At 75.3% G+C, this 21,428-nt stretch carries 14 protein-coding genes; 8 read left to right on the forward strand and 6 right to left on the reverse strand.

The annotated features are described in order from the left end of the window. Positions 1–34: 34 nt before the first annotated feature. From AC2TDM_RS12780 to AC2TDM_RS12790, 3 genes are read right to left on the reverse strand one after another with little or no spacing between them, the layout of a single operon-like run. On the reverse strand, positions 35–2,560 hold the full coding sequence (locus AC2TDM_RS12780; RefSeq protein WP_484634852.1) for a glycosyltransferase: 2,526 nt from the start codon (positions 2,558–2,560) through the stop codon (positions 35–37). Next, positions 2,557–3,534: a GDP-mannose 4,6-dehydratase gene (locus AC2TDM_RS12785; RefSeq protein ID WP_484634853.1), complete on the reverse strand. Its 978-nt coding sequence runs from the start codon at positions 3,532–3,534 to the stop codon at positions 2,557–2,559. Before AC2TDM_RS12785 ends, AC2TDM_RS12780 begins: the two co-directional genes overlap by 4 nt. A 3-nt stretch (positions 3,535–3,537) precedes the next feature. Then, on the reverse strand, positions 3,538–4,524 hold the full coding sequence (locus tag AC2TDM_RS12790) for a GDP-mannose 4,6-dehydratase (protein ID WP_090029691.1): 987 nt from the start codon (positions 4,522–4,524) through the stop codon (positions 3,538–3,540). Between the two features lie 107 nt (positions 4,525–4,631). Between AC2TDM_RS12790 and AC2TDM_RS12795 the strand changes: the two genes are divergently transcribed. The 5 genes from AC2TDM_RS12795 (at position 4,632) to AC2TDM_RS12815 (ending at position 11,022) form a co-directional block, all read left to right on the forward strand. Next, the gene (locus tag AC2TDM_RS12795; RefSeq protein WP_239078945.1) at positions 4,632–5,570 is read left to right on the forward strand and encodes an FkbM family methyltransferase; all 939 of its coding nucleotides are present in this window, start codon (positions 4,632–4,634) and stop codon (positions 5,568–5,570) included. A gap of 68 nt (positions 5,571–5,638) precedes the next feature. Further along, positions 5,639–7,153, forward strand: coding sequence for a glycosyltransferase (locus AC2TDM_RS12800; protein WP_484634854.1), 1,515 nt, complete (start codon positions 5,639–5,641; stop codon positions 7,151–7,153). Beyond that, positions 7,150–8,787 carry a glycosyltransferase family 4 protein gene (locus tag AC2TDM_RS12805; protein WP_484634855.1) on the forward strand — a complete coding sequence of 546 codons (1,638 nt, stop codon included), beginning with the start codon at positions 7,150–7,152 and terminating at the stop codon, positions 8,785–8,787. Before AC2TDM_RS12800 ends, AC2TDM_RS12805 begins: the two co-directional genes overlap by 4 nt. Positions 8,788–8,857: 70 nt before the next feature. Beyond that, positions 8,858–9,760, forward strand: a complete 903-nt coding sequence (locus AC2TDM_RS12810; protein ID WP_484634856.1) for an ABC transporter permease — start codon at positions 8,858–8,860, stop codon at positions 9,758–9,760. Further along, positions 9,760–11,022, forward strand: a complete 1,263-nt coding sequence (locus AC2TDM_RS12815; protein ID WP_090029682.1) for an ABC transporter ATP-binding protein — start codon at positions 9,760–9,762, stop codon at positions 11,020–11,022. Before AC2TDM_RS12810 ends, AC2TDM_RS12815 begins: the two co-directional genes overlap by 1 nt. 93 nt (positions 11,023–11,115) lie before the next feature. Here the strand turns inward: AC2TDM_RS12815 and AC2TDM_RS12820 are convergent, their stop codons facing one another. Next, positions 11,116–12,795, reverse strand: coding sequence for a hypothetical protein (locus AC2TDM_RS12820; protein ID WP_484634857.1), 1,680 nt, complete (start codon positions 12,793–12,795; stop codon positions 11,116–11,118). Between the two features lie 329 nt (positions 12,796–13,124). Here AC2TDM_RS12820 and AC2TDM_RS12825 point away from each other — a divergent pair, with 329 nt between their 5' ends. Beyond that, positions 13,125–14,216 (forward strand): glycosyltransferase family 2 protein, encoded by a 1,092-nt coding sequence (locus AC2TDM_RS12825; protein ID WP_484634858.1) that lies wholly within the window; start codon positions 13,125–13,127, stop codon positions 14,214–14,216. A 78-nt stretch (positions 14,217–14,294) separates the two neighbouring features. Here AC2TDM_RS12825 and AC2TDM_RS12830 read toward each other — a convergent pair whose 3' ends face one another. Together AC2TDM_RS12830 and AC2TDM_RS12835 are read right to left on the reverse strand one after the other, a co-directional pair. Beyond that, positions 14,295–16,385: a DUF4214 domain-containing protein gene (locus tag AC2TDM_RS12830; RefSeq protein WP_484634859.1), complete on the reverse strand. Its 2,091-nt coding sequence runs from the start codon at positions 16,383–16,385 to the stop codon at positions 14,295–14,297. Further along, positions 16,382–18,391 (reverse strand): DUF4214 domain-containing protein, encoded by a 2,010-nt coding sequence (locus AC2TDM_RS12835; protein ID WP_484634860.1) that lies wholly within the window; start codon positions 18,389–18,391, stop codon positions 16,382–16,384. The genes AC2TDM_RS12830 and AC2TDM_RS12835 overlap by 4 nt, the downstream gene beginning before the upstream one ends. A gap of 270 nt (positions 18,392–18,661) precedes the next feature. Here AC2TDM_RS12835 and rfbB point away from each other — a divergent pair, with 270 nt between their 5' ends. Beyond that, entirely contained in the window at positions 18,662–19,657 is a 996-nt protein-coding gene (rfbB, locus tag AC2TDM_RS12840) for a dTDP-glucose 4,6-dehydratase (protein ID WP_090029673.1), read from the forward strand. 225 nt (positions 19,658–19,882) lie between these two features. Next, positions 19,883–21,133: an LCP family protein gene (locus AC2TDM_RS12845; protein WP_239078942.1), complete on the forward strand. Its 1,251-nt coding sequence runs from the start codon at positions 19,883–19,885 to the stop codon at positions 21,131–21,133. Positions 21,134–21,428 lie beyond the last annotated feature (295 nt).

A 21,428-nucleotide genomic window follows, 5' to 3' on the forward strand; every position in this document is an offset into this window, starting at 1 on the left:
ATGGTCCGACGGGCGGGCCGGACCACCGTCCCCGTCAGCCCCGCCGCAGCACCCGCGTCACGCGCCCGGAGGCGCGCCGCGCCACCTCCTGCACGCCGCCCGCCCGCAGGTAGCCCAGCGCCAGCTCCACGTCCTGCCGGACCGTCGGCCGCGGGCGGCGCCGCACCGCCCGGCGCGGCCCCTCCGGCTCGCCGGGCACGGCCAGGTCGGCGGCCCGGCGCGGGAAACGGCAGAACGCGACGAGCGGTGCCAGCGTCCGCGACCAGGCGAACCGCGGGGCGAAGGCCCGCACGGCGGCCCGCGCGGCGTCGGCGGCGCCCTCGTCGTACAGCATCTCGGCCAGCGCCCCGGCGAGCGCGTCCACGTCCTCGGCCGGCACCGCGCGCCCGAGCCCGTGCTCGCGGATGAGCCCCCCGAAGGTGTCGCCGTCCGTGGCGACGACCGGCAGGCCCGCCCAGAGGTAGTCGAGGATGCGCGTGCGGAAGCTGAACGCCGTCTCCACGTGGTGGAAGTGCGTCGACACGCCGACGTCGGCGTCGAGCAGGTAGTCCGCCCGCTCGTCGTAGGGCACCCAGTCCTCGTTGAAGAACACGTGCGTGCCGACCAGGCCCAGCGACTCGGCCAGCTCCCGCGTCTCCCAGGCCACCCGCATGCGCGGGACCCCGGGGTTGGGGTGCTTCATGCCGAGGAAGAACAGCCGCACGTCGGGGTGGTCGTCCTTCAGCCGGTTCACCGCGCGCACGAGCGTGAGCGGGTCGAACCAGTTGTAGACGCCCCCGCCCCAGAGGACGACCTTGTCGTCGGGCCCGATGCCGGGGACGCTGCCCTTGATCCCGTGCCGGCGCTGCACGGGCGGCGCGTCCTCGATGCCGAAGGGCACGACGGCCAGGAGGTTGTCGAGGGTGGCGTCCTCGTCGTACACCGCCGGGCTCACGCGCCCCTGCCCCGCGAGCTGGCCCAGCCAGAAGTCGCGCTGCTTGTCCGAGGCGCACAGCAGGAAGTCCGCGCGGCGCAGCTGCTCGTTGAGCACGCGCGTCGTCGTGGTGACCGCGTCGAGGCGGCCCTCCGCGCCCAGGTCGCGCGCCTGCTCGAGCTGCTCGAGGTGCATGGGGTCGTACACGTCGGCGACGAGCACCTTCGACGAGCCCGCCAGCCACGGCGCGTGCTCGAGGAGGAAGCCCTGGAACACGATGACGTCGGCCCAGTCCGTGGGCTCGCGCAGCCCCGTGCCGCCGGCGTACGACACGGCGAAGTCCGGGCTGCTGCGCCGCGCGCCGGCCGTCGTCACGAGCCGCACGTCGTGCTCGGGCGCCAGCGCCTTCGCGATCTCCCACGCGCGGATCGCCGGGCCCGCCAGGCGATCCCCCAACGGCTCGCCCGTGACGACGAGGACGCGGTGCCGGCTGCGGAAGTGCTCGTCGAGCCCGAGGGCCTCCACGAGCAGGTCGTGCGTGCCGACGTACGCCGCCTCGCCGTAGGCGGGCTCGATCGCCTCGCGGAAGAGCGGGAACAGGTCGCGGTCGCTGCGGCGACGACGGGCCTGCAGGTCCCGGCGCGTCTCGAGCAGGCCGGGCAGCTGCTCGGCGAGGTACTCCAGTGCCCACGGCCCCGTCAGCGCCGTCTTCGGGACCTCGATGGTGCCCACGTCGTCGCCGCCGGGCGAGCGCTGCAGGTCCAGCGCCGTCGCGTCGACCCCGCTGCGCGCCACCGCGCGCCGCACGGCCAGTAGCATCGCCGCCGGCAGCGTCCGCGCCAGCGTGCCGTCCTCGTAGTTCTTCACCATGGACAGCAGCGCGTTGCGCTCGAGCAGGTAGCTCTCGCGGTAGTCGCCGAACTTCTTCATCGTCACGTGGTGGCGGTGGTAGGCCACCGACCCCGGCACGTACCGCACCCGTTGGCCGAGGAGGTTGAGGCGCCAGCCGAGGTCCACGTCCTCGTAGAACATGAAGTAGCGCTCGTCGAACCCGCCCACCTCGCGGTACAGGTCCGCGCGCACGAACATCGCCGCGCCCGTGCCGAACAGCACGTCCTTCGGGGTGTCCCACTGCCCGGCGTCCGGCCGCTCGACCTCGCGCTTGTAGCCCATGCCGAACCACGTGAGCGAGCCGTCGACGTAGTCGACGAGGCGGCCCTCCCAGTCGAGGACCTTGCTGGCGACGGCCCCGACCGTCGGGTCCTCGAACGCCTCGACCGCGGCGCGGACCCAGCCCGCGTCCGGACGGGCGTCGTTGTTGAGGAACGCGACGTACTCGCCCGTGCTGTGCGCCACGCCCAGGTTGCAGCCGCCCGCGAACCCGGTGTTCGACCCCGCGTCGACGACCCGCGCGTGCGGGACGGCGACGCGGATGCGGTCCGCGCCGCCGTCGCCGGAGTCGTTGTCGACGACGACGAGCTCGAGCCGGTCCGCGGGCCAGTCGACCTGCTCGAAGGCCCGCAGCGCCGTGATCGTGTCGTCCGCGCCCCGGTAGTTGACCAGCACGACCGACACGACGCCGGGCCGCACCACCGGCCCCGCGCCGTGCCCGGCCCCGCCCGTCGCGCCGCCGGTCGCCCCGCTCACGCCCCCTCCGCCGCGAGCAGCGCGACGTCGTGGTCGACCATCCGCCCGACGAGCTCGGTGAACGTCACCGTCGGCCCCCAGCCCAGCAGGGTGCGGGCCTTCGTCGGGTCCCCGACGAGGACCGCGGCGTCCACCGGCCGGAAGAACGCCGGGTCGACCTCCACGTGCTGCGCCCAGTCGTCGCCGATGCCCGCGCGGCGCAGCGCCGCCTCCGCGAACTCGCCGACGGAGTGCGTCTGTCCGGTCGCGACGACGAAGTCCTCCGCCGTGGTGTGCCGCGCGGCACGCACCATCGCGTCCACGTAGTCCGGGGCCCAGCCCCAGTCCCGCCGCGCCTCGAGGTTGCCCAGCCGCATGACCCCGTGCCCGTCGTGACCGATGCGGGCCGCGGCGGCGGTGATCTTGCGGGTGACGAACGCCGTGGGCCGCCGCGGCGACTCGTGGTTGAAGAGGATGCACGAGGCCACGTGCAGGTCCCGCCCGCGGTAGACCGCGGCCATGTGGTGCGCGTACGCCTTGGCGGCGCCGTACGGCGAGACCGGCGCGACCGGCGTGCGCTCGTCCTGCGGTGAGCGCTCGGCCTGGCCGAAGATCTCCGCCGACGACGCCTGGACGCACGCGACGCGCCGGCCCGTCCGCTCCTGCAGGGCGTGGGCCGCCTCGAGCAGCACCGCGGCGGCCACCCCGGACAGCTGCGCGGTCAGCGTCGGGTGCTCCCAGGAGTACGCCACGGAGCTGATGCCCGCGAGGTTGTACACCTCGTCGGGCTCGACCTCGTCGACCAGGCCGCGCAGCCCGTCGTGGTCGGCCAGGTCACCGGTGTGCAGGACGAGCTCCGGGTGCGCGGCCGCGAGGTCCGCGGCCGCGCCGTCCCGGGACTGGACGAGGCCGTGCACCTGCACGCCGTCGGCCAGCAGCCGCTCGACGAGGTAGCCGCCGTCCTGCCCCGTGACGCCGGTGACGAGGGCGCGCACCGCTTACTTGCCGGCGAGCGCGCGCTGCTCGACGAGGTCGTTCTCGACCATCATCGTGACGAGCTCGCGGAAGCCGACCTGAGGGGTCCAGCCGAGGACCTCGCGCGCCTTGGCCGGGTCGCCGATGAGCAGGTCGACCTCGGCCGGGCGCATGAAGCGCGGGTCCTGCTTGACGATGCCGGACCAGTCCTCGATGCCGACGGCCGAGAAGGCGACGTCGAGCAGCTCGCCGATGGAGTGCGTCTCCCCCGTCGCCACGACGTAGTCGTCGCCCTCCGGCTGCTGCAGCATGCGCCACATGGCGTCGACGTAGTCGCCGGCGAAGCCCCAGTCGCGCTTGGCGTCGAGGTTGCCCATGACGAGCTCGTCCTGCAGGCCAAGCTTGATGCGCGCCACGGCCTGCGAGACCTTGCGCGTGACGAACTCCGGGCCGCGGCGGGGCGACTCGTGGTTGAAGAGGATCCCCGAGGAGGCGTGCAGGCCGTACGACTCGCGGTAGTTGATCGTCATGTAGTGGCCGAAGACCTTGGCCACGCCGTACGGCGAGCGGGGCCACAGCAGCGTCGACTCGCGCTGCGGCACCTCCTGCACCTTGCCGAACATCTCCGACGACGAGGCCTGGTAGAAGCGCACCTTCGACAGGTCGTCGCCCGCGTAGAGGCGGACGGCCTCGAGCATGTTGAGCACGCCCTTGCCCGTGACGTCGGACGTCAGCATCGCGTTCTCCCAGGAGTACGCGACGAAGGAGATGGCGCCGAGGTTGTAGACCTCGTCCGGCTTCGCGACCTCCATGGCGCGCAGCAGGGACGAGAGGTCCGTCAGGTCGCCCGTGAGGAGCGTGACGTCCGGCACCGTGCGGCGCACCAGGTCGAGCTTCGGGTTGTTCTGGCCCCGGATGAGGCCGAAGACCTCGTAGCCCTTGCCCAGGAGGAGCTCGGCCAGGTAGAGGCCGTCCTGGCCGGTGATGCCGGTGATGAGTGCGCGCGCCATGGTCTCGTTCTCGTTCGGGGACGGTGGACAGCTCGCCGACGAGCATAGCGGCGCGGCCCGCGCCGCCCGGGGAGGCCCGGTGGGCCGCGGCTATGCTCCACGGCGTGATGCCCGGTCCTTTCGTGTCCTTCGCCCAGAACCGTGAGGACGTCGTCCTGTGGCGCGCGCTGCGCGGCGTCGCGGAAGGCCGCTACGTCGAGGTGGGGGCCAACCACCCGCGGACGTTCTCGGTCACGCGCGGCTTCTACGACCGCGGCTGGTCGGGGATCACGGTCGAGCCCGTGCCCACGCTGGCGGCCCTGCACCGCGCCGAGCGCCCGCGCGACACGCAGGTGGAGGCGGCCGTCGTCGACGTCCCCGCCGGCACGCCGGGCGGCACGGTGACGCTGCACCGCATCGGGGACACGGGCCTGTCGACCCTCGACGACCACATCGCCGAGGGCCACACGAGCGCGGGCTACGCGGCCGAGGACCTGCAGGTGCCCGCCCGCCGGCTCGACGAGGTGCTGGCCTCCGCGGGCTGGTCGCCGGCCGACGACCTCCACTTCGTCGTCGTCGACGTCGAGGGCGCCGAGGGCGCCGTCCTGCGCAGCGTCGACCTGCGCACGTGGCGGCCCTGGGTGCTCGTCGTGGAGGCCACCGAGCCGCGCACCACGGCGCCGACGCACGGCGCGTGGGAGCCGGACCTGCTGGCGGCGGGCTACCGCTTCTGCCTCTTCGACGGGCTGTCGCGCTTCTACGTCGCCGAGGAGCACGCCGACCGGCTGGGCCCCCTGCTCTCCTACCCCGCCTGCCCGCTCGACGAGTACGACACCGACCTCGACCTGCAGCGGCGCGCGACCATCGACGGGCTCACGGAGGACCTCGTCCGGTGGCGGTCCGCCGCCCTGGGGCGCTGGGCCGACGCCGTGGCCTCCGCGAGCGCGCCCCCGCCGGACGGCACGGCCGACCACCTGCGCGGCGAGCTCGAGGCCATGCGCCGGACGGTCTCCTGGCGGGTGACCGCGCCCCTGCGCGCCGTCCGCCGCCGGGCCGCGACCCGATGACGCCGACCGCCCGCGCCGCCCGTGCCGCCGGCAGGTCGGCCGGCGCGCCGACGCGCACCTCGACCGGCATGCCCGACGACGAGCCCGACGTCGCCGAGCGCGTCGAGGAAGCCACGGCCGCCCGCCTGCTGGAGGTCGCCCGGGTCGTCCTGGGGCATGTCCCCGACGCCGGCTGGGGCCCGCGGACGCAGGCGTCCGAGGCGCTGTCGGAGCTCGCGCGGGAGCTGGCCCGCACGCGTCGCGCGGACCTGGCGTGGCTGCTGCTCGCCGCCCTCGCCGGCGCCTACCCGTCCGCCGCGGAGGTGCGCACGCTGCAGCGCAGCGCGGCCCTGCAGGGCGAGCGGGAGCTCACGCTGAGCCTCCTCGACGCCGGCGTCGCGCTCGCCCGCCGCTTCCGTTCGGCCCTGCGGCCGCTGCGGGTCGTGACCGGCACGCTCGTCGACGTCGACTCCTGCGCCCGCTACGACTTCCACAACGGCATCCAGCGCGTCGCCCGCGAGGTGGCCCGCGTCTGGGCGGTCGAGCGGGACGTCGAGCTGGCGGGCTGGACGTGGGGCGGCGGCGGGCTGCGCGCCCTCACCCCGGCCGAGACGGAGCGCGCGGCCCGGTGGACCGGCCCGGTCGAGCAGACGGAGGAGGAGGCCGCGGCGGAGGACCGCGCGCGCGACCTGACCCCGCTGCTCGTGCCCTGGCACGCCACCGTCGTGCTCCTCGAGGTGCCGGCGCCCGACCCGCGCTGCTCGCGGCTGGCCGCGCTCGCCGAGCTGTCGGGCTCGCGCGTCGTCGGCATCGGCTACGACGCGATCCCCGTCGTCAGCGCCGACCTGCGACCCCTGGGCGAGCCGAACGGGTTCGCCGAGTACCTCACCGTCGTCAAGCACACACGGCGCATGGCCGGGATCAGCTCCTCGGCGGCGCAGGAGTTCGCCGGGTACGCCGCGGCCATGGCGGCGCAGGGCCTGCCGGGCCCCCGCGTGAGCGAGGTCGCGCTGCCGACGACCGTCCCGCCCGCGCCGCCCGGCTGGACGCGCCCGCGTCGCGAGCGTCCCCTCGTCCTGTCCGTCGGGCGCCTCGAGCCGCACAAGAACCACGGGGCCCTGCTGCACGCCGCCGAGCGGCTCTGGCGCGAGGGCGCGCAGTTCGACCTGTGCCTCGTCGGGCGTCCCGGGTGGGACGTCAGCCGCGTGCAGGGCCAGCTCGACCGGATCCGCGCCGCGGGCCGGCCGCTCGACTGGCGCACCGGCGTCGACGACGACGAGCTGTGGACGCTGCTGCGCTCCGCGTCGTGCACGGCGTTCGTGTCGCTGCACGAGGGGTTCGGCCTGCCCGTCGCGGAGTCCCTGGCCTGCGGCACACCCGTGCTCACGACCCGGTACGGCAGCCAGGGCGAGATCGCGGCCCTCGGCGGCTGCGTCACCGTGGATCCGCGCGACGACGACGACGTGCTCGCGGGCCTGCGCCGCCTCGTCACCGACACCGACCTGCGCGCCCGGCTGCGCGCGGAGGCCGCCGCCATCCCGGCGCGGACGTGGGCGGACTACGCCGACGAGCTCTGGGCCGACCTCGTCGAGGAGACCGCATGAGCGCCGCCGGCCGCACCACCTCCGCGGGGGCGTCCGCGCTCGCCCGCTCCGCCGCCGGGCGGGCCGCAGCCGTCGTGCGCCGCGCCGCCCGCGCCGCTGCGCCCGCCGTGCTGCCCGCCGTCCTTCCCGCCGTGCTCCCGGCGCGCGTCCCCGCCGACGTGTGGGAGCGGCGCCTGCGCGTCCTGCTGGCCGCGCTCGACGGCACCGACCCCCTGCGCCCCGTGCGCGGAGGCAGCGCCGCCGACCTCGAGCGGGAGGCCGTCGCCCTGCTGCGCGACGCCGACGACCCGACCACCTGGCTCGCCCTCGCGGTGCTCGCCGCCCGGCTCCCGACGGCCGACGAGGTCGTCGACGCCCGGCGCGCCGCCACCCTCGACGGGCCCGCGGCCGTGCTGCACGCGGCCCGCGCCGCGACGACGGGCGCCTCCGCCACCCGCGAGGTGCGCGTGGAGGCGGAGGGGACGCTCGTCGACATGGGCGATCTCGTCCTGTACCCGCTCGGCACGGGGATCCAGCGCGTCGCCCGGCACGTCGGCCGCGCGTGGCGGGACGCGCACGACTACACCGCGGTCGCGTGGACGCCCGACATGGACGCCCTCGTCCCGCTCCCGGACGCCGACCGGGACGCCGCGCTGGCGGGCCGGGCCGTCGCCTCCCCGGCAGGGACGGCTGCCGCGGACACGCGCGGCACGCGCGGCACCACCGTCGTCGTGCCGTGGCGCGGGGCCACCTACGTCCTGCCCGAGCTGGCCATCCAGCCGCGCCGGTGCGCGTCGCTGCAGGGCCTGGGCCGGTACTCCGCGGCCCGCTGCGCCGTCATCGGGTTCGACCTCGTGCCGCTCACGTCGAGCGAGACCTCCGCGCACGGCTTCGCGGCCGTGTTCGCGCTGAACCTCGCCGCCGTCGCCACGTTCGACGTCGTCGGCACCATCTCGCAGGCGGCCGCCACCGAGTACGGCGGCTGGTGCCGCATGCTCGAGGGGGCGGGGCTGACCGGCCCCCGCGTGGCACCCGTGCTCCTGCCGGCGCACGCCCCGGTACCCGACGCCGACGCGCTGGCGGACGCCCGCGAGCGGTTCCTCGTCGGGGACCTGCCCCTCGTGCTGTGCGTCGGCTCCCACGAGCCCCGCAAGAACCACCTCGCGGTGCTGCAGGCGGCGGAGCTGCTGTGGCGCCGCGGCCGCCGATTCAGCCTCACCTTCGTCGGCGGGAACTCGTGGAGCTCGGAGGAGTTCACCGAGCGGCTCGCCGAGCTCGTCGAGGACGGGCGGCCCGTCGAGACGGCCTCCAAGCTCGACGACCGGCTGCTCTGGGCGGCCTACCGGCTCGCGCGCTGCACCGTCTTCCCGTCCGTCAACGAGGGCTTCGGCCTGCCGCTGGCGGAGTCGCTGGCCGCCGGCACCCCGGGCATCGGCTCGGCGTTCGGCTCCATGCGGGAGATCGCGGACGGCGGCGGCGGGGCCCTGCTGGTGGACCCGCGCGACGACGAGGACCTCGCCGCCGCGCTCGACCGGCTCCTCACCGACGACACCCTGCACGCGCGGCTCGCCGCCGAGGCCCGGGCACGCCCGGTCACCTCCTGGGAGGAGTACGCCGAGCGGCTGTGGACGCTGTTCCACGAGGTGCCCGCCTAGGCCCTCCGGGCACGCCAGGTACGCTGTCGCGGCCGCTCGGTCGGCCGCCGTCCGTCGAGGGAGCACGTCCATGAGCACCAGCCACGACACGCGCGTGGCCCGGCTGGCCGCCGAGCCGCTGCGGGTCACCGGTCCGCAGCCGGGCGTCGCGAGCGGCTTCGTCGCGCAGGTCAAGGACCTGTGGGCGCACCGGGAGCTGCTGGACCTGCTCATCCGGCGCGAGCTCAAGGCCCGCTACAAGGACAGCACGCTCGGTTTCCTCTGGAGCCTGCTGCGGCCCCTGACCCTGCTGCTGATCTACGCCATCGCGATCGGGCAGTTCCTCGGTGCCGCCCGCCAGATCCCCGAGTTCGCGATCTTCATCTACGCGGGCCTGACGATCTGGAACCTCTTCACCGAGACGGTGACGTCTGGCACGGCGTCCATCGTGGGGAACTCGGGCCTCATCAAGAAGGTCTACCTGCCACGCGAGGTGTTCCCGCTGGCGGGTCTGGGCTCTGCGCTCTTCAACTTCGCGGTCCAGCTCCTGCTGCTCGTGGTCGCCACCCTCATCATCGGGGACCCGCCGACCGGCGAACGCTGGCTGTACTTCCCCGCGACCCTGGCCGTCACCGTCGTGTGGGGGCTGGCGTGGGCACTGCTGCTCGCGGCCGTCAACGTCTACCTGCGCGACGTGCAGTACCTCGTCGAGGTGGCCGTCATGGTGTTCTTCTGGGTCTCGCCCATCGTGTACTCCTGGGGTCTCGTCCAGCCCCGCCTCGACGGCTGGCTCGAGGACCTCTACCTGGCGAACCCGATGGCGCTGGCGGTCATGGGCTTCCAGAAGGTCTTCTGGGTGGCCGGGGACGGCCAACCGGTCCCCGAGAACCTGCTCACACGGCTGGGGATCGCCTTCCTCGTCGGCGTCGTGTTCACCTTCGTCGCCCAGCGCGTCTTCGCGCGCCTCCAGGGCAACTTCGCGCAGGAGCTGTGATGGCCCGCTCGTCCGGTCCGACCGTCGTCCAGGTCGAGGGCGTCTCCAAGCGCTTCGTCATCCGCAAGGAGAAGTCGCTCAAGGAGCGCGTCGTCAACTTCGGCCGCTCCCAGCGCCACAAGGAGGACTTCTGGGCGCTGCGCGACGTCGACCTGTCGATCGAGTCGGGCACCACGGTCGGGCTCATCGGCCCCAACGGCTCCGGCAAGAGCACGCTGCTCAAGACCATCGGCGGCATCCTGCAGCCCACGAGCGGCACCGTGCGCACCCGCGGCCGGATGGCCGCGCTGCTCGAGCTCGGCGCCGGGTTCCACCCGGACCTCACCGGCCGGGAGAACGTCTACCTCAACGCGTCGATCCTCGGCCTGAGCACGAAGCAGACCGACCGGTACTTCGACGCGATCGTCGACTTCTCCGGCATCGAGCAGTTCATCGACACGCAGGTGAAGTTCTACTCCTCGGGGATGTACGTGCGCCTGGCCTTCGCGGTCGCGGTGCACGTGGACCCGGACGTCCTGCTGGTCGACGAGGTGCTGGCCGTCGGCGACGAGCCGTTCCAGCGCAAGTGCATGGACCGCATCCGCTCGTTCCAGCACGAGGGCCGCACGATCGTGCTCGTCACGCACGGCCTCGACCAGGTGGCCGACGTCTGCGACCGGGCGGTGGTCCTCGAGCACGGCCGCCTCGTCGCCGACGGGACGCCCGCGGAGGCGCTGCGCGTCCTGCGCTCGGAGTTCGACCAGATGCGCGCGGAGGACATCGAGCGCGACCAGGAGCGCCGCGCCCGCCAGGAGGCCGAGGCCGCCGCCGGCGGCGCCGTCGCCACCCCGGCGCCCGCGGAGGAGCGGCCCAAGGCGACGATCAGCGCCGTCGAGGTGCTGGACGGCGGCTCCCCGGTCGGCGTCGTCGCCCCGGGGCGGCCGCTCGCCGTGCGCGTCACCGTGGACGCCACGGAGCCGCTGACGGGCGACTGGATCCTCGGCTTCGGCTTCGAGTCCGGCTCGGGGCAGGGCATCTACGGGACCAACAGCCGCCTGCTCGGCGTGCCGCTGCCGACCGTCGTCGGGCGCGCCGCCTTCGACTTCACCATCCCCGCGCTGCACCTGGGCGAGGGCTCCTACACCGTGCACGGCGCCATCGCCGGGCCGACCGGCGCCGAGGTGCACCGCCTCCGCGACGGCGCCCAGCTCACGGTGCAGGCCGACTCGCGCGAGGTCGGGTTCGTCCGCCTCGACGTCGGGCTGGTGCCCGCGACGGCCTGACGTCACCGACCGGCGGGCGCCCGTGCACGGGCCCGTCGCCCGGCCGCTCCCCCGCGGCCCGCGTCCCGCTCGTCGGGCCTGGCGGCGCCCCCGTCAGACCGCGCCCGCGTACTCCAGCACGAGGCACTGCCGCACGGGCGGGCTGCCGAGCTGCGGGGTCGTGCCGGGCACGGGGCACGTCTCCCCCGTCGGCCGCCAGCCCTCCTGCGTCCAGAAGTCGAGGTACGTCAGGCAGAACGCCAGCTCCTCGTTGACGCACACGGCCAGGGGCGGCCCGTCGCCCTCGGCCAGCTCGCGCTCGAAGGCGGTGCGGTAGCCGACCGGGTCGCCACCGCTCTTGAACCCCGTGACGTACGTGGCGTCGCGGCCCGCGTCGAGCGTCTCGTGGAGCAGGGGCCACATGTCCCAGTAGTACCCGGCGAGGAACGTGACGTCGTTCTCCTGCACGAAGTCGCCGGTGGCGCGCACGCCCGTGAGGACGTCGGCCCGCTCCGGGGGCACGAGCGGCCCCGCCAGGGCGACGACGAGCACGCCGGCCGCCCCGACGAGCGGCACCGCCCGGGGCAGGGGCCCGCGGGAGCCGGGCGCCGTCCCCGCGCGCCCGGCCCGTGCGGGCCCGCCGCGCGTGAGCCGGGCGGGCACGAGCCCGGGGCGCAGGACGCCCTCGGGCCGCACGAGGCCGACCGCGAGCGCCACGACGGGGACCACGGCGAGCACCACGAGGAACAGGACGACCGGGTAGAAGTACCGGACGGGGTAGCCGTTGACCGCCACCCACGGGTTGCCGGTGAAGACTGCCCAGTACAGGGCGCAGAACACGCCGGCCAGCGCGAGCCGCTGCAGCAGCGCCGCCCGCCGCGCGGGGGCGAGCGCGAGCACGGCCAGACCGGCGACGACCGCGAGCAGCACGAGCGGCAGCGGCCGGAACGCCCCGGTGACGGCCCCGAGGGAGAGCGGCGTGTCCCGGAGGAACTGCGGCAGGTCGAACGCGAAGTAGCGCTGCTCGGCGTCCGGGATCGGCCCCGCGGTGCCGCCGAACCGCGCCGACAGGACCTGCCACACCGCCAGCCACGCCAGCCAGACCGCGCCGAGCACGAGCCAGCGCACCCACTGGCGGCGTCGGACCATCTCGACAACCGCGAGGAACGCCACGACGAGGACGACCGACGGGTTGAGCCCGGCGGCCGGCCCGACGAGCAGCACCGCGGCGCCGAGCGCCCACGGCGAGCGACGCTTCCACAGCAGGAACGACCCGAGCGCCATCGACCAGGACAGGGAGTACGGCTGGCTCTCGAGCGCCAGGATGTGCAGGCGGACGGGCGCGATGAGCAGGTGCGCACCGGCCAGCAGCCCGCCGAACAGCACCGCGGTCGCCCACCGGTCCCGCGAGCCCGTGACCGCGCGGACGCCCATCCACGCGAGCAGCAGCAGCAGCACGTGGAACGCGAGCGCGTTGACGAGCAGGCAGACGAACAGGTTGACGTCGGGGTCCGCGAAGGGCTGCGCGAGCACGGACGTGAACGCGAAGAAGCGGTTCTGGCCCCAGAAGAACAGGTCGACGTCCTGCACGGACATCACCGACTGCTGGACGCCGTCGGCCTGGAGGAAGTGCTGCGTGCGCCGCAGGACCGTCCACACGGACACCCCGACGAGGACGACACCGGCGGCGAGCCACCACAGGAGGCGGTCGCGCCCCCACCGGCCCGTCGCGCCGGTCGTCGTCGCACCGGCCGCCGTCCCGGGGCCGTGGGCGGCTGCGGTGGTCGTCGCCATGCGGGGGTTCCCTCGTTCGGTACGTGTCGGTACGTGGTCGGTACGTGGTCGGTACGTGGTCGGTACGGGCTCGTCGCGGGTCCGGTACGGGTCCGCGTGCGGCGCCGCACCCTGCTGCCGCGGCGGCCGCGTGCCGGCCCTCGGCACGGGTCACGAGGCGCGCGGCGCGGGGCCACTGTAGGTCATGGCCCCCGCCCGCCCGGCTACCCTGGGCGCCGGCGGCCACGCGCCACGGCCCGGCCACCGCCGGCCGGACACGCCCCACGACGGCCCGCCCACGCGACAGCACCCGCCGCGCACCCGCGGTGACGAGACCCGATGGGGGACCTGTGGACACGCACGACGGCACGGTGCGGCGCGAGCCCCCGGGCGGCTGGCCCTGCGAGCGCTGCGCCGGGGCCTCGGTGCTCCTCGTGGTCCCCTGCCACGACGAGGCCGCCACGATCGGCGGCGTCATCGCGGGGTTCCGGGCCGTCCTGCCGGACATCGAGGTCCTCGTCGGCGACAACCTCAGCACGGACGGGACGGGCGACGTCGCCCGCGGCGCCGGCGCGACGGTCGTGCACGTACCCATCAAGGGCAAGGGCCGCGTCGTGCGGCGGCTGCTCGAGTACAGCAACCACGACGTCACGATCATGGTCGACGGCGACGCGACGTACGACCCCGCGGCGGCCGTGCAGCTCGTGCACGAGGTCTACTGCCGCGGCTACGACCTGGTGAACGTGTCCCGGGCGAGCAAGGCCGAGGGCGACGAGTACCGGTCCGGCCACGAGTGGGGCAACGCGGCCCTCACGGGGCTGCAGCGGGCGCTCACGGGCATCGGCCTGCGCGACATCCTCACCGGCTACAAGGGCATGAGCCGCCGGTTCACCGCCTCCATGCCCGTGCGCTCGCAGGCTTTCCAGGTCGAGGTCGAGATCGCCGCGCACGCCGTCGCGCTCGACCTCGCCTACGCCGAGATCCCCGCGCCCTACGGCGCGCGGCCCGAGGGGTCGGTCTCGAAGCTGTCGACCTACGCCGACGGCTGGGCCATCCTGCGCGCGATCCTGCGGCTGTGGCGCGACCACCGGCCGCTGCAGGCGTTCGGCCTCATGTCGGTGCCGTGGCTCGTGGCCGCGGCGGTGCTCGTCGGCGTCGCGATCGCGGGCTTCGTCGAGACGGGCGAGGTGGAGCGGTTCCCGAGCCTCATCGCGGGGGTGGCGTCGTTCATCGTCGGGATGCTGCTGCTGACCGTCGGCTGGATCCTCACCCGCACGCAGACGCTGCGGCGCGACGAGCTGGCCCTCGCCGCCGCGAACGCGATCCGCGACGGCGAGTACCGGCGCCACGTCCGCACGCACCGCACCGGGCCCGACCGCGAGCAGGAGCGCGCCGAGGCGATCCTCGACCGCCAGATCGACGCGTCGGTCCCGGGCGCCTGACCCGGCCTCGACCGCGCCCGACCCGGGCGCGACCCGGCCGGACGCGACGCCCGGCCGGGTGCCCGCCGGCCCTCCCGCTCAGGCCGGGAACCGCACTCGCGCGCGGGCCCAGTACTCGTCGGACCCGGCGATACCGACCCGCACCACGCCCTCGCCGCGCTCGAGCAGCACCTGCCCCCAGTGCACGCGGCCGGACCACTCCGGCTCGCGCCCGAGGAAGGTGCGGTAGTAGCCGGCGGCCCGGCCCTGCGCCGCCTCGAGCGACATCCAGACGCCGAACCCGACGGACCCGCGCCCGGTGCTGCGCACGCGCGCGACCCAGTAGGCGGACTCCTCCGGGCTCGGCGCCCGGCCGAGCATGACCGTGTACACGCGCCCGACGTAGGCGGCGTCGTCGGACCCCGACGCGAGGTAGAACTCCGGCGACTCGTACAGCAGCCGCTGCACGTCGTCGATCGTCAGCCGGCCGGCGGCCACGGCGTCGACCCATCCGCGCAGGCCGCCGTCGTCGGCGGGGCGCCCGAGCACCTCGGCGTACGCCTGCCGCACCCGGCGCTCCCGGTACTCCTGCGTCGAGGTGAGGACCCCGACGAGGTCCGCCGACGAGGCGCCGCCGATCAGCAGCCCCGACCACGAGGCGACGCCGGACGGCTCCGCGTCGCGCCCGAGCAGGTCCTGGTAGAGGGCCCGGACCAGCGCGGCGGCGTCGGCGGGCGACAGCGACACCGTGAACCAGTCGCTCTTGAGCCCGAGCGCCTGGCGCACCTCGTTGCCCGTCATCGTGCGCGTGGCCGTGGTGCCCACGACCCGCGCCGACATGACGCGGCCGCCCTCGGCGCCGAGCCCGTTGCGGCCCGTGACGGTGAAGCTGCGCAGGACGCCGACGCCGAGCCGGGCCCCCGCCTCCCCGACCGTCGTCGCGAGGGTCCACGTGTGGTGCGGGTTGCCCGCCACGGCGTCGCCGTCGTCGACGACCGCGGGGAACGTGCCGCCCGCGGTCCAGCCGCCGGTCGAGGCGCTGAACTCCGTGCGCGCGATGCGCCCGGCCGAGGTGCGCATGACCTGCCCTGACGTCTCGGCGGTCGCCTGGTCGGAGCGGGCGTCCTCGCGCAGCGTCCGGGCCGCCCCCGGGCCCTGCGCGCCCGTCGAGAAGGCACCGCGGTAGACCTGGCACGCGGTGGTGTCGCAGAGGGTGGCGCCCGAGGCGCGCGGGGACGACGCGAGCGCGTAGCTGCGCGCGGCGACCGTCTGGGCGCGCAGGGCCGCCATGCCGTTGGGGGTGCTCCCCCACGACGGCGGCATCTCGGCCGCCGCGACGCCGCGCACGTAGTCGTCGATCTGCACGGCGTTGACGACGTAGCGCGTCCCACCGACCACGCGCAGCTGCAGCGCACCGCGGTAGCCGGTGCTGCCGGTGGGCTCGCACGTGCGGATGAGCCCGTCGAGGCCGCCGGCGCCGCCGGCGCCCACCTCCACGGTCGTCGCGCCGACGGTCGAGGCCGTCGTCCAGGGGCCGCCGCACGACGGGCCGGTCTGGACCTCCGTCGCCGACCCGTTCCACCGCAGGCGCAGGTAGCCGTAGCCGGGCACGCTCGTCGAGCCGGCGTGCAGGCCGTAGCCCTGGACGAGGACGTCCGTGGCCGCGCCGGTGAACCGCGTCAGCTCGACGAAGACCCACGGGTTGCCGGCGTCGGCCGCCAGCCGCGTGCCGCCGTAGTAGTGGCCGAGGATCGTCTGGTACGGCGCGCCCTGCTGCGCGTAGCCGAGGGCGCCCCACTGGCCCATGCCGCGGCCGTGGCCCCAGCCGTGCCCGGTGACCGTGAGCCGGAGCGACCCGTCCTCGGCGTGCGCGGACGCGACGGGCCCGCGCGCGGCGTCGACCGCGACGAGCCCCAGCACCACCGCCGCGACCGTCAGCAGCCGGACGGCCCTGGCGACCGCGCCGGTCCTCCCGGCCGTGCCGGCCCCGGTCGCCCGGGCCCTGATCGTCCCGGCCCTGATCGTCCCGGCCCTGATCGTCCCGGCCCTGATCGTCCCGGCCCGGGTCCCCGTCGTCCCGTCCTCGTCGACGCGCCTGCGCACCGTGGTCCCCTCGTCGTCCCGCTCGTCGTCGTGCTCGTCGTGCTCGTCGTCGTGCTCGTCGTGATGCCCGGAGTCGCCGTGCGTCACGCGCTGACGGCCGGGTACCGGGTCAGGGCCCGCGCCCAGTACTCGGCGGACCCCGCGATGCCGGTGCGCACGACGCCCTCGCCGCGCTCCAGCAGCTGCTGCCCCCAGTACACACGCCCGGACCACTCCGGGTCACGCCCCAGGAAGGTGCGGTAGTAGCCGGACGCCCGCTGCTGGGCGGCCTCGAGCGAGGCCCAGACGCCGGCGGCCACCTGCCCGCGGTTGCCGGCGGCGATGCGCGCGACCCAGAAGTCCCGCTCGGCGGCACCGGGCGCACGGCCCAGCATGACCTCGTACACCCGCGTGACGAAGGCGGCGTCGGTCGCGCCGGCCGCCTGGTAGAACTCCGGCGACTCGTAGAACAGGCGCTGCACGTCGTCGACCGTCAGGCGGCCGGCCGCGATCGCGGCGACCCAGCCGGCGGCGCCGCCCGCGTCCGGGGAGCGGCCGAGGACCTGCTCGTAGGCCTCGCGCACACGCAGGGTGCGGTACTCCGTCGAGCTGGTCAGGACGCCGACGAGGTCCGCGGAGGACGTCCCCTGCACGAGGAGCGAGGACCAGGAGGTGACGCCGCCGGCCTCGGCGGGGCGGTCGAGCAGGTCGGTGTAGAGGGCCTTCACCAGCGACGCGGCGTCGGAGGTGGTGGTGCCGGGCGCGTAGCCGGCCGCGGCGCTGCGGATCGCCGCGAGGGTCGCGTAGCCGCGGTCCCCGGGGCACGCCGTGTAGGCCACGTCCCGGTGCCCGAGCACGCGCGGGAGCGTCACCGTCCGGTTGGTGAACCGGGAGTTCTCGCCGGCGCCGGTCCAGTACTGCATCGTGCCGCGCGGGTCGACGCCGTAGGCACCCAGGCGCCACCCGACGATGCGCGCCACCGCGTCGGTCATCGCCGGCGACGGGGCCACCGTGGTGAACGTGCCGAGCATGGAGACGCCGAGCGTGCCCGTGTTGAAGCCGCCGGCGTGGACGCCGATGACGGCCTTGTCCAGGCTCCCGGCGCGGCCCTCGTAGATCGTGCCGAACTTGTCGACGATGACGTTGTAGCCCAGGTCGCACCAGCCGCGGCCCTGCATGTGGTACGCCTGGTCGTTGCGGATCTGCTGCATCGCCTGCGCCCGGTCGGCGTAGGCGTTGGAGCCGGCGGTGTGGTGCACCACCGCGCCGACCAGCGCCTTCGCGGACGCCATCTCGCAGCTCGGAGACGCGGCGCCCCAGGCGGCGCGGGTGACGACGGGCGGCATGCCGGCGGCGGCGGGCGTGGCGGCGACCGCGGGCCGGACCACGGCGGCGGGGCCGGTCGCCTCGGAGCCCACGAGCACCAGCTCGACGTCGCGCGCCGTCGTCGTCCCGTCCGCCGGGGCGGCCACCGAGACCTGGACGGCGTCGGACTCCCCGACCCACAGCGTCTGCGTGCCGGCCCGCTGGGCCGCGGCCTCGGCGTCGGGGGTGCCGGCGTCGGGCGCGTCGTCGCCGACCTCGAGGGCGGTCCAGGCGGACCAGCCGTCGTCGGTCCGGGTCCGCACCTGCACGTCCGGCGCGGGCCCGTCGGCCCAGGTGACGCCGAGGGTCTGGAAGTCGGCGACGGCCACGGGCTCGGAGACCACGCGCCCCGCGGCCCCCTCGTCGACGACGAGGGGTGCGAGCGGACCGTCCTCCTCGGTGTCCAGCGCCGCCACGGGCGCGTCGGCGGGCAGCGGCGCCAGGGGGTCGACGGCACCGGCGCCGGCCGCCGCGCCCGCGGCGTCGCCGGGCACGTCGAGCACGAGCGGGACCTCGGCGACCTGCACGTCGGCGTCGGCACCGAGGCCGGTACCGGAGTCGGTCCCCGAGCCGGTCCCCGAGCCGGTCCCGTCACCGCTCGCAGCGGCCGCGGCGTGGCGGACCACCCCCGCACCGGCGACGACCTGGCCACCGGGCGCCCCGGGCGACGGTGCGACGGCGGGCGCGGGCAGGACCCCGCCGGCGACGCCCGCGGCGAGGCCGAGCGAGAGGACGAGACGCAGCAGCATGATGCTCCAGACGGGTGACGGCAGCGTGCCCCTACCGTTTCGGCCGCCAGCATCCCACCCTTGAGCCCTCCAGCCCCTGGGTCCTCGTGCGTCACATCCGGGCACCTCCGTACCGGACGCGCCCGCCCGTGCGGCCCGCGCTGGCTATGCTCCTCGCGCGGCACGCCCCCGTGCCGACGGGCCGCCCGTGCGCACCTCGTCGGGGGCGTCCCCGGCCGGCCGCCACGGGTCCGCCGGGTCACCACACGCCGCCCGTCGAAAGGTCTCGTCGTGCACCTGCTCGTGACCGGAGGGGCCGGCTTCATCGGCGCCAACTTCGTCCACCAGACGGTGCGCGAGCACCCCGACGTCCAGGTGACCGTCCTCGACGCGCTCACCTACGCGGGCGACGAGCGCAGTCTCGACCCGGTGGCCGACCGCGTGACCTTCGTCAAGGGCGACATCGCCGACCCCGACGTGGTCGACCGCCTCGTCGGCGCCACGGACCTCGTCGTGCACTTCGCGGCGGAGTCGCACAACGACAACTCCCTGCACGACCCGTGGCCGTTCGTCCGCACGAACGTCATCGGGACGTACACGCTCCTCGAGGCCGTCCGTCGGCACGGGGTCCGGTACCACCACGTCTCGACCGACGAGGTCTACGGCGACCTCGAGCTCGACGACCCCGCCAAGTTCACGCCGGACACGCCCTACAACCCGTCGAGCCCGTACTCCTCGACGAAGGCGTCCTCGGACCTGCTCGTCCGCGCGTGGGCCCGGTCCTTCGGGGTGCAGGCGACGATCTCGAACTGCTCGAACAACTACGGGCCCTACCAGCACGTGGAGAAGTTCATCCCGCGCCAGGTGACGAACGTGATCGACGGCGTGCGCCCGAAGCTGTACGGGTCCGGGCAGAACGTCCGCGACTGGATCCACGTCGAGGACCACAACGCCGCGGTCTGGACCATCCTCGAGAAGGGCCGCGCGGGCGAGACCTACCTCATCGGCGCGGACGGCGAGAAGGACAACCGGACCGTCGTCGAGACGATCCTCGAGCTCATGGGCCAGGATCCGGACGCCTACGACCTCGTGAGCGACCGGCCCGGCCACGACCTGCGGTACGCGATCGACGCGACGAAGCTGCGCACGGAGCTGGGCTGGGTGCCGCGGTACACGACGTTCCGCGACGGCCTGGCCGCGACGGTCGACTGGTACCGCGCGCACGAGGCGTGGTGGCGACCGCAGAAGGACGCCACCGAGGCCCGGTACGCGAAGCTCGGGCGCTGACGGGGCGAGCCCGACGCCACCTGCCCCGGCGGTCCGGCCGGCGGGCCCGGCGGTCCGGCCGGTCCCGCCGGCGCCGACGGATCCCTCGGGTCTGACGGGTCCCTCGGGTCGCTCGGGTCGTCGCCCGGGTCCCCCGGGTCAGCCGCGGCGATCTGCACAGGTCCTCCACCGCACCTTCCCGGGCCCGCTGCCGATCGTCCCCCCGTGCCCTCCTACCATCCTGCCGTGACCTCCCGCCACGTCGCCCCCCGGCGTCCTCGCGCGCTGCGCCACGCCCGGGCCCGTTCGCGCCACCCGCTGCTGCGCGGAGCGGCGGTCGTCGCCACCGGCGTGCTGGCCTTCGCGGTGGCCGGCACCGCCACCGTGGCCGCCAACCTGCAGGGGAACATCACGTCGGCGGACGTCAGCGACCTCGTCGTGCCGGTGGACGAGCCGAGCACGGACGCGACCCCCGACCCGCAGGACGCGAGCGCCGGGCAGGCGCTGGACATCCTCGTCATGGGCTCCGACGAGCGCGACGGCGAGAACGCGGCGATCGGCGGCTCCGTCGAGGGCATGCGGTCGGACACGACGATCCTCGTGCACGTCTCCGCCGACCGGTCGCGCGCCCAGCTCGTCTCCATCCCGCGTGACTCCCTCGTCGAGATCCCGGCCTGCACGGCGACGAACGGCCAGACCTCCCGGCCGCGCACGGACCTGTTCAATTCCGCGTTCGCCACCGGGGCGGACATGGGCGGGGACGCCGCGTCCGCCGCGGCGTGCGCCATCTCGGCCGTCCAGGTCAACACCGGCGTGACCGTCGACCACTACGTCGTCGTCGACTTCGTCGGGTTCACGAAGATGGTCGACGCGCTGGGTGGTGTCACGATGTGCATCCCCGAGGACATGTCGAGCCCCATGGCGGGCCTGCAGCTCTCCGCCGGCGTCCAGACGCTCGACGGCACGACCGCGCTGGCCTTCGCCCGCGCGCGCAAGGGCGTCGGTGACGGGTCCGACACCAGCCGGCTCGGCCGCCAGCAGCAGCTCCTCGCCGCGACGCTCCAGGGGCTGCTGTCCAAGAACTTCCTGACCGACACCGGCCAGCTCATCGGGTTCTTCGACGCCGCCACCGAGTCGCTCACCACCGACCCTGGGCTGAGCTCGATCGCCGACCTGACCGGCCTGGCGTTCTCGCTGCGCGGCATCGACCCCGCGAGCATCACGTTCCTCACGATCCCGTTCGGCCCGGCGCCGTCCGACCCGAACCGGGTGGTGTGGACGCCGGAGGCGGACGCCGTCTGGGCCGCCATCGCCGCGGACCAGCCCCTGCCGAGCAGCGAGCCGGCCGCGCCCGCCGCCCCCGCGACCACCGACCCGGCGGCCCCTGCCGACCCGGCCGCGTCGGCGCCCGCCGCGCCCGAGCCCACGCCGACCGAGACGAAGGCCGCCGGGCAGGAGGCGTTCACCGGCGCCGACGTGACGGCCGTCTGCTCGTGACCCGCGTCCCACCGGCGGCGGCCGGGCGGTGGCACCATCAGCGCATGGTCCGACGCCAGGTCCGTCCGGCGCGCCCGGCGGCTCGACGATGAGCGGCACCTCGGGCGACGAGGGCCGCCCCCCGAGCTTCGCCCCCGGCGCCCGCCGCACCGGTGGCGGAGCGTCCCCGTCTCGTCCCGTCCCCCCGCCGGCGCGCCCGGTCGTCCCGCCCACGCGCCCACCGGCCCCGCCCACGCGCCAATCGGCCCCGTCAGCGCGTCCCATGCCCGCCGACGCGGGCCCGGGCTCGACGAAC

This window comes from Cellulomonas sp. plas2 (assembly GCF_057221735.1).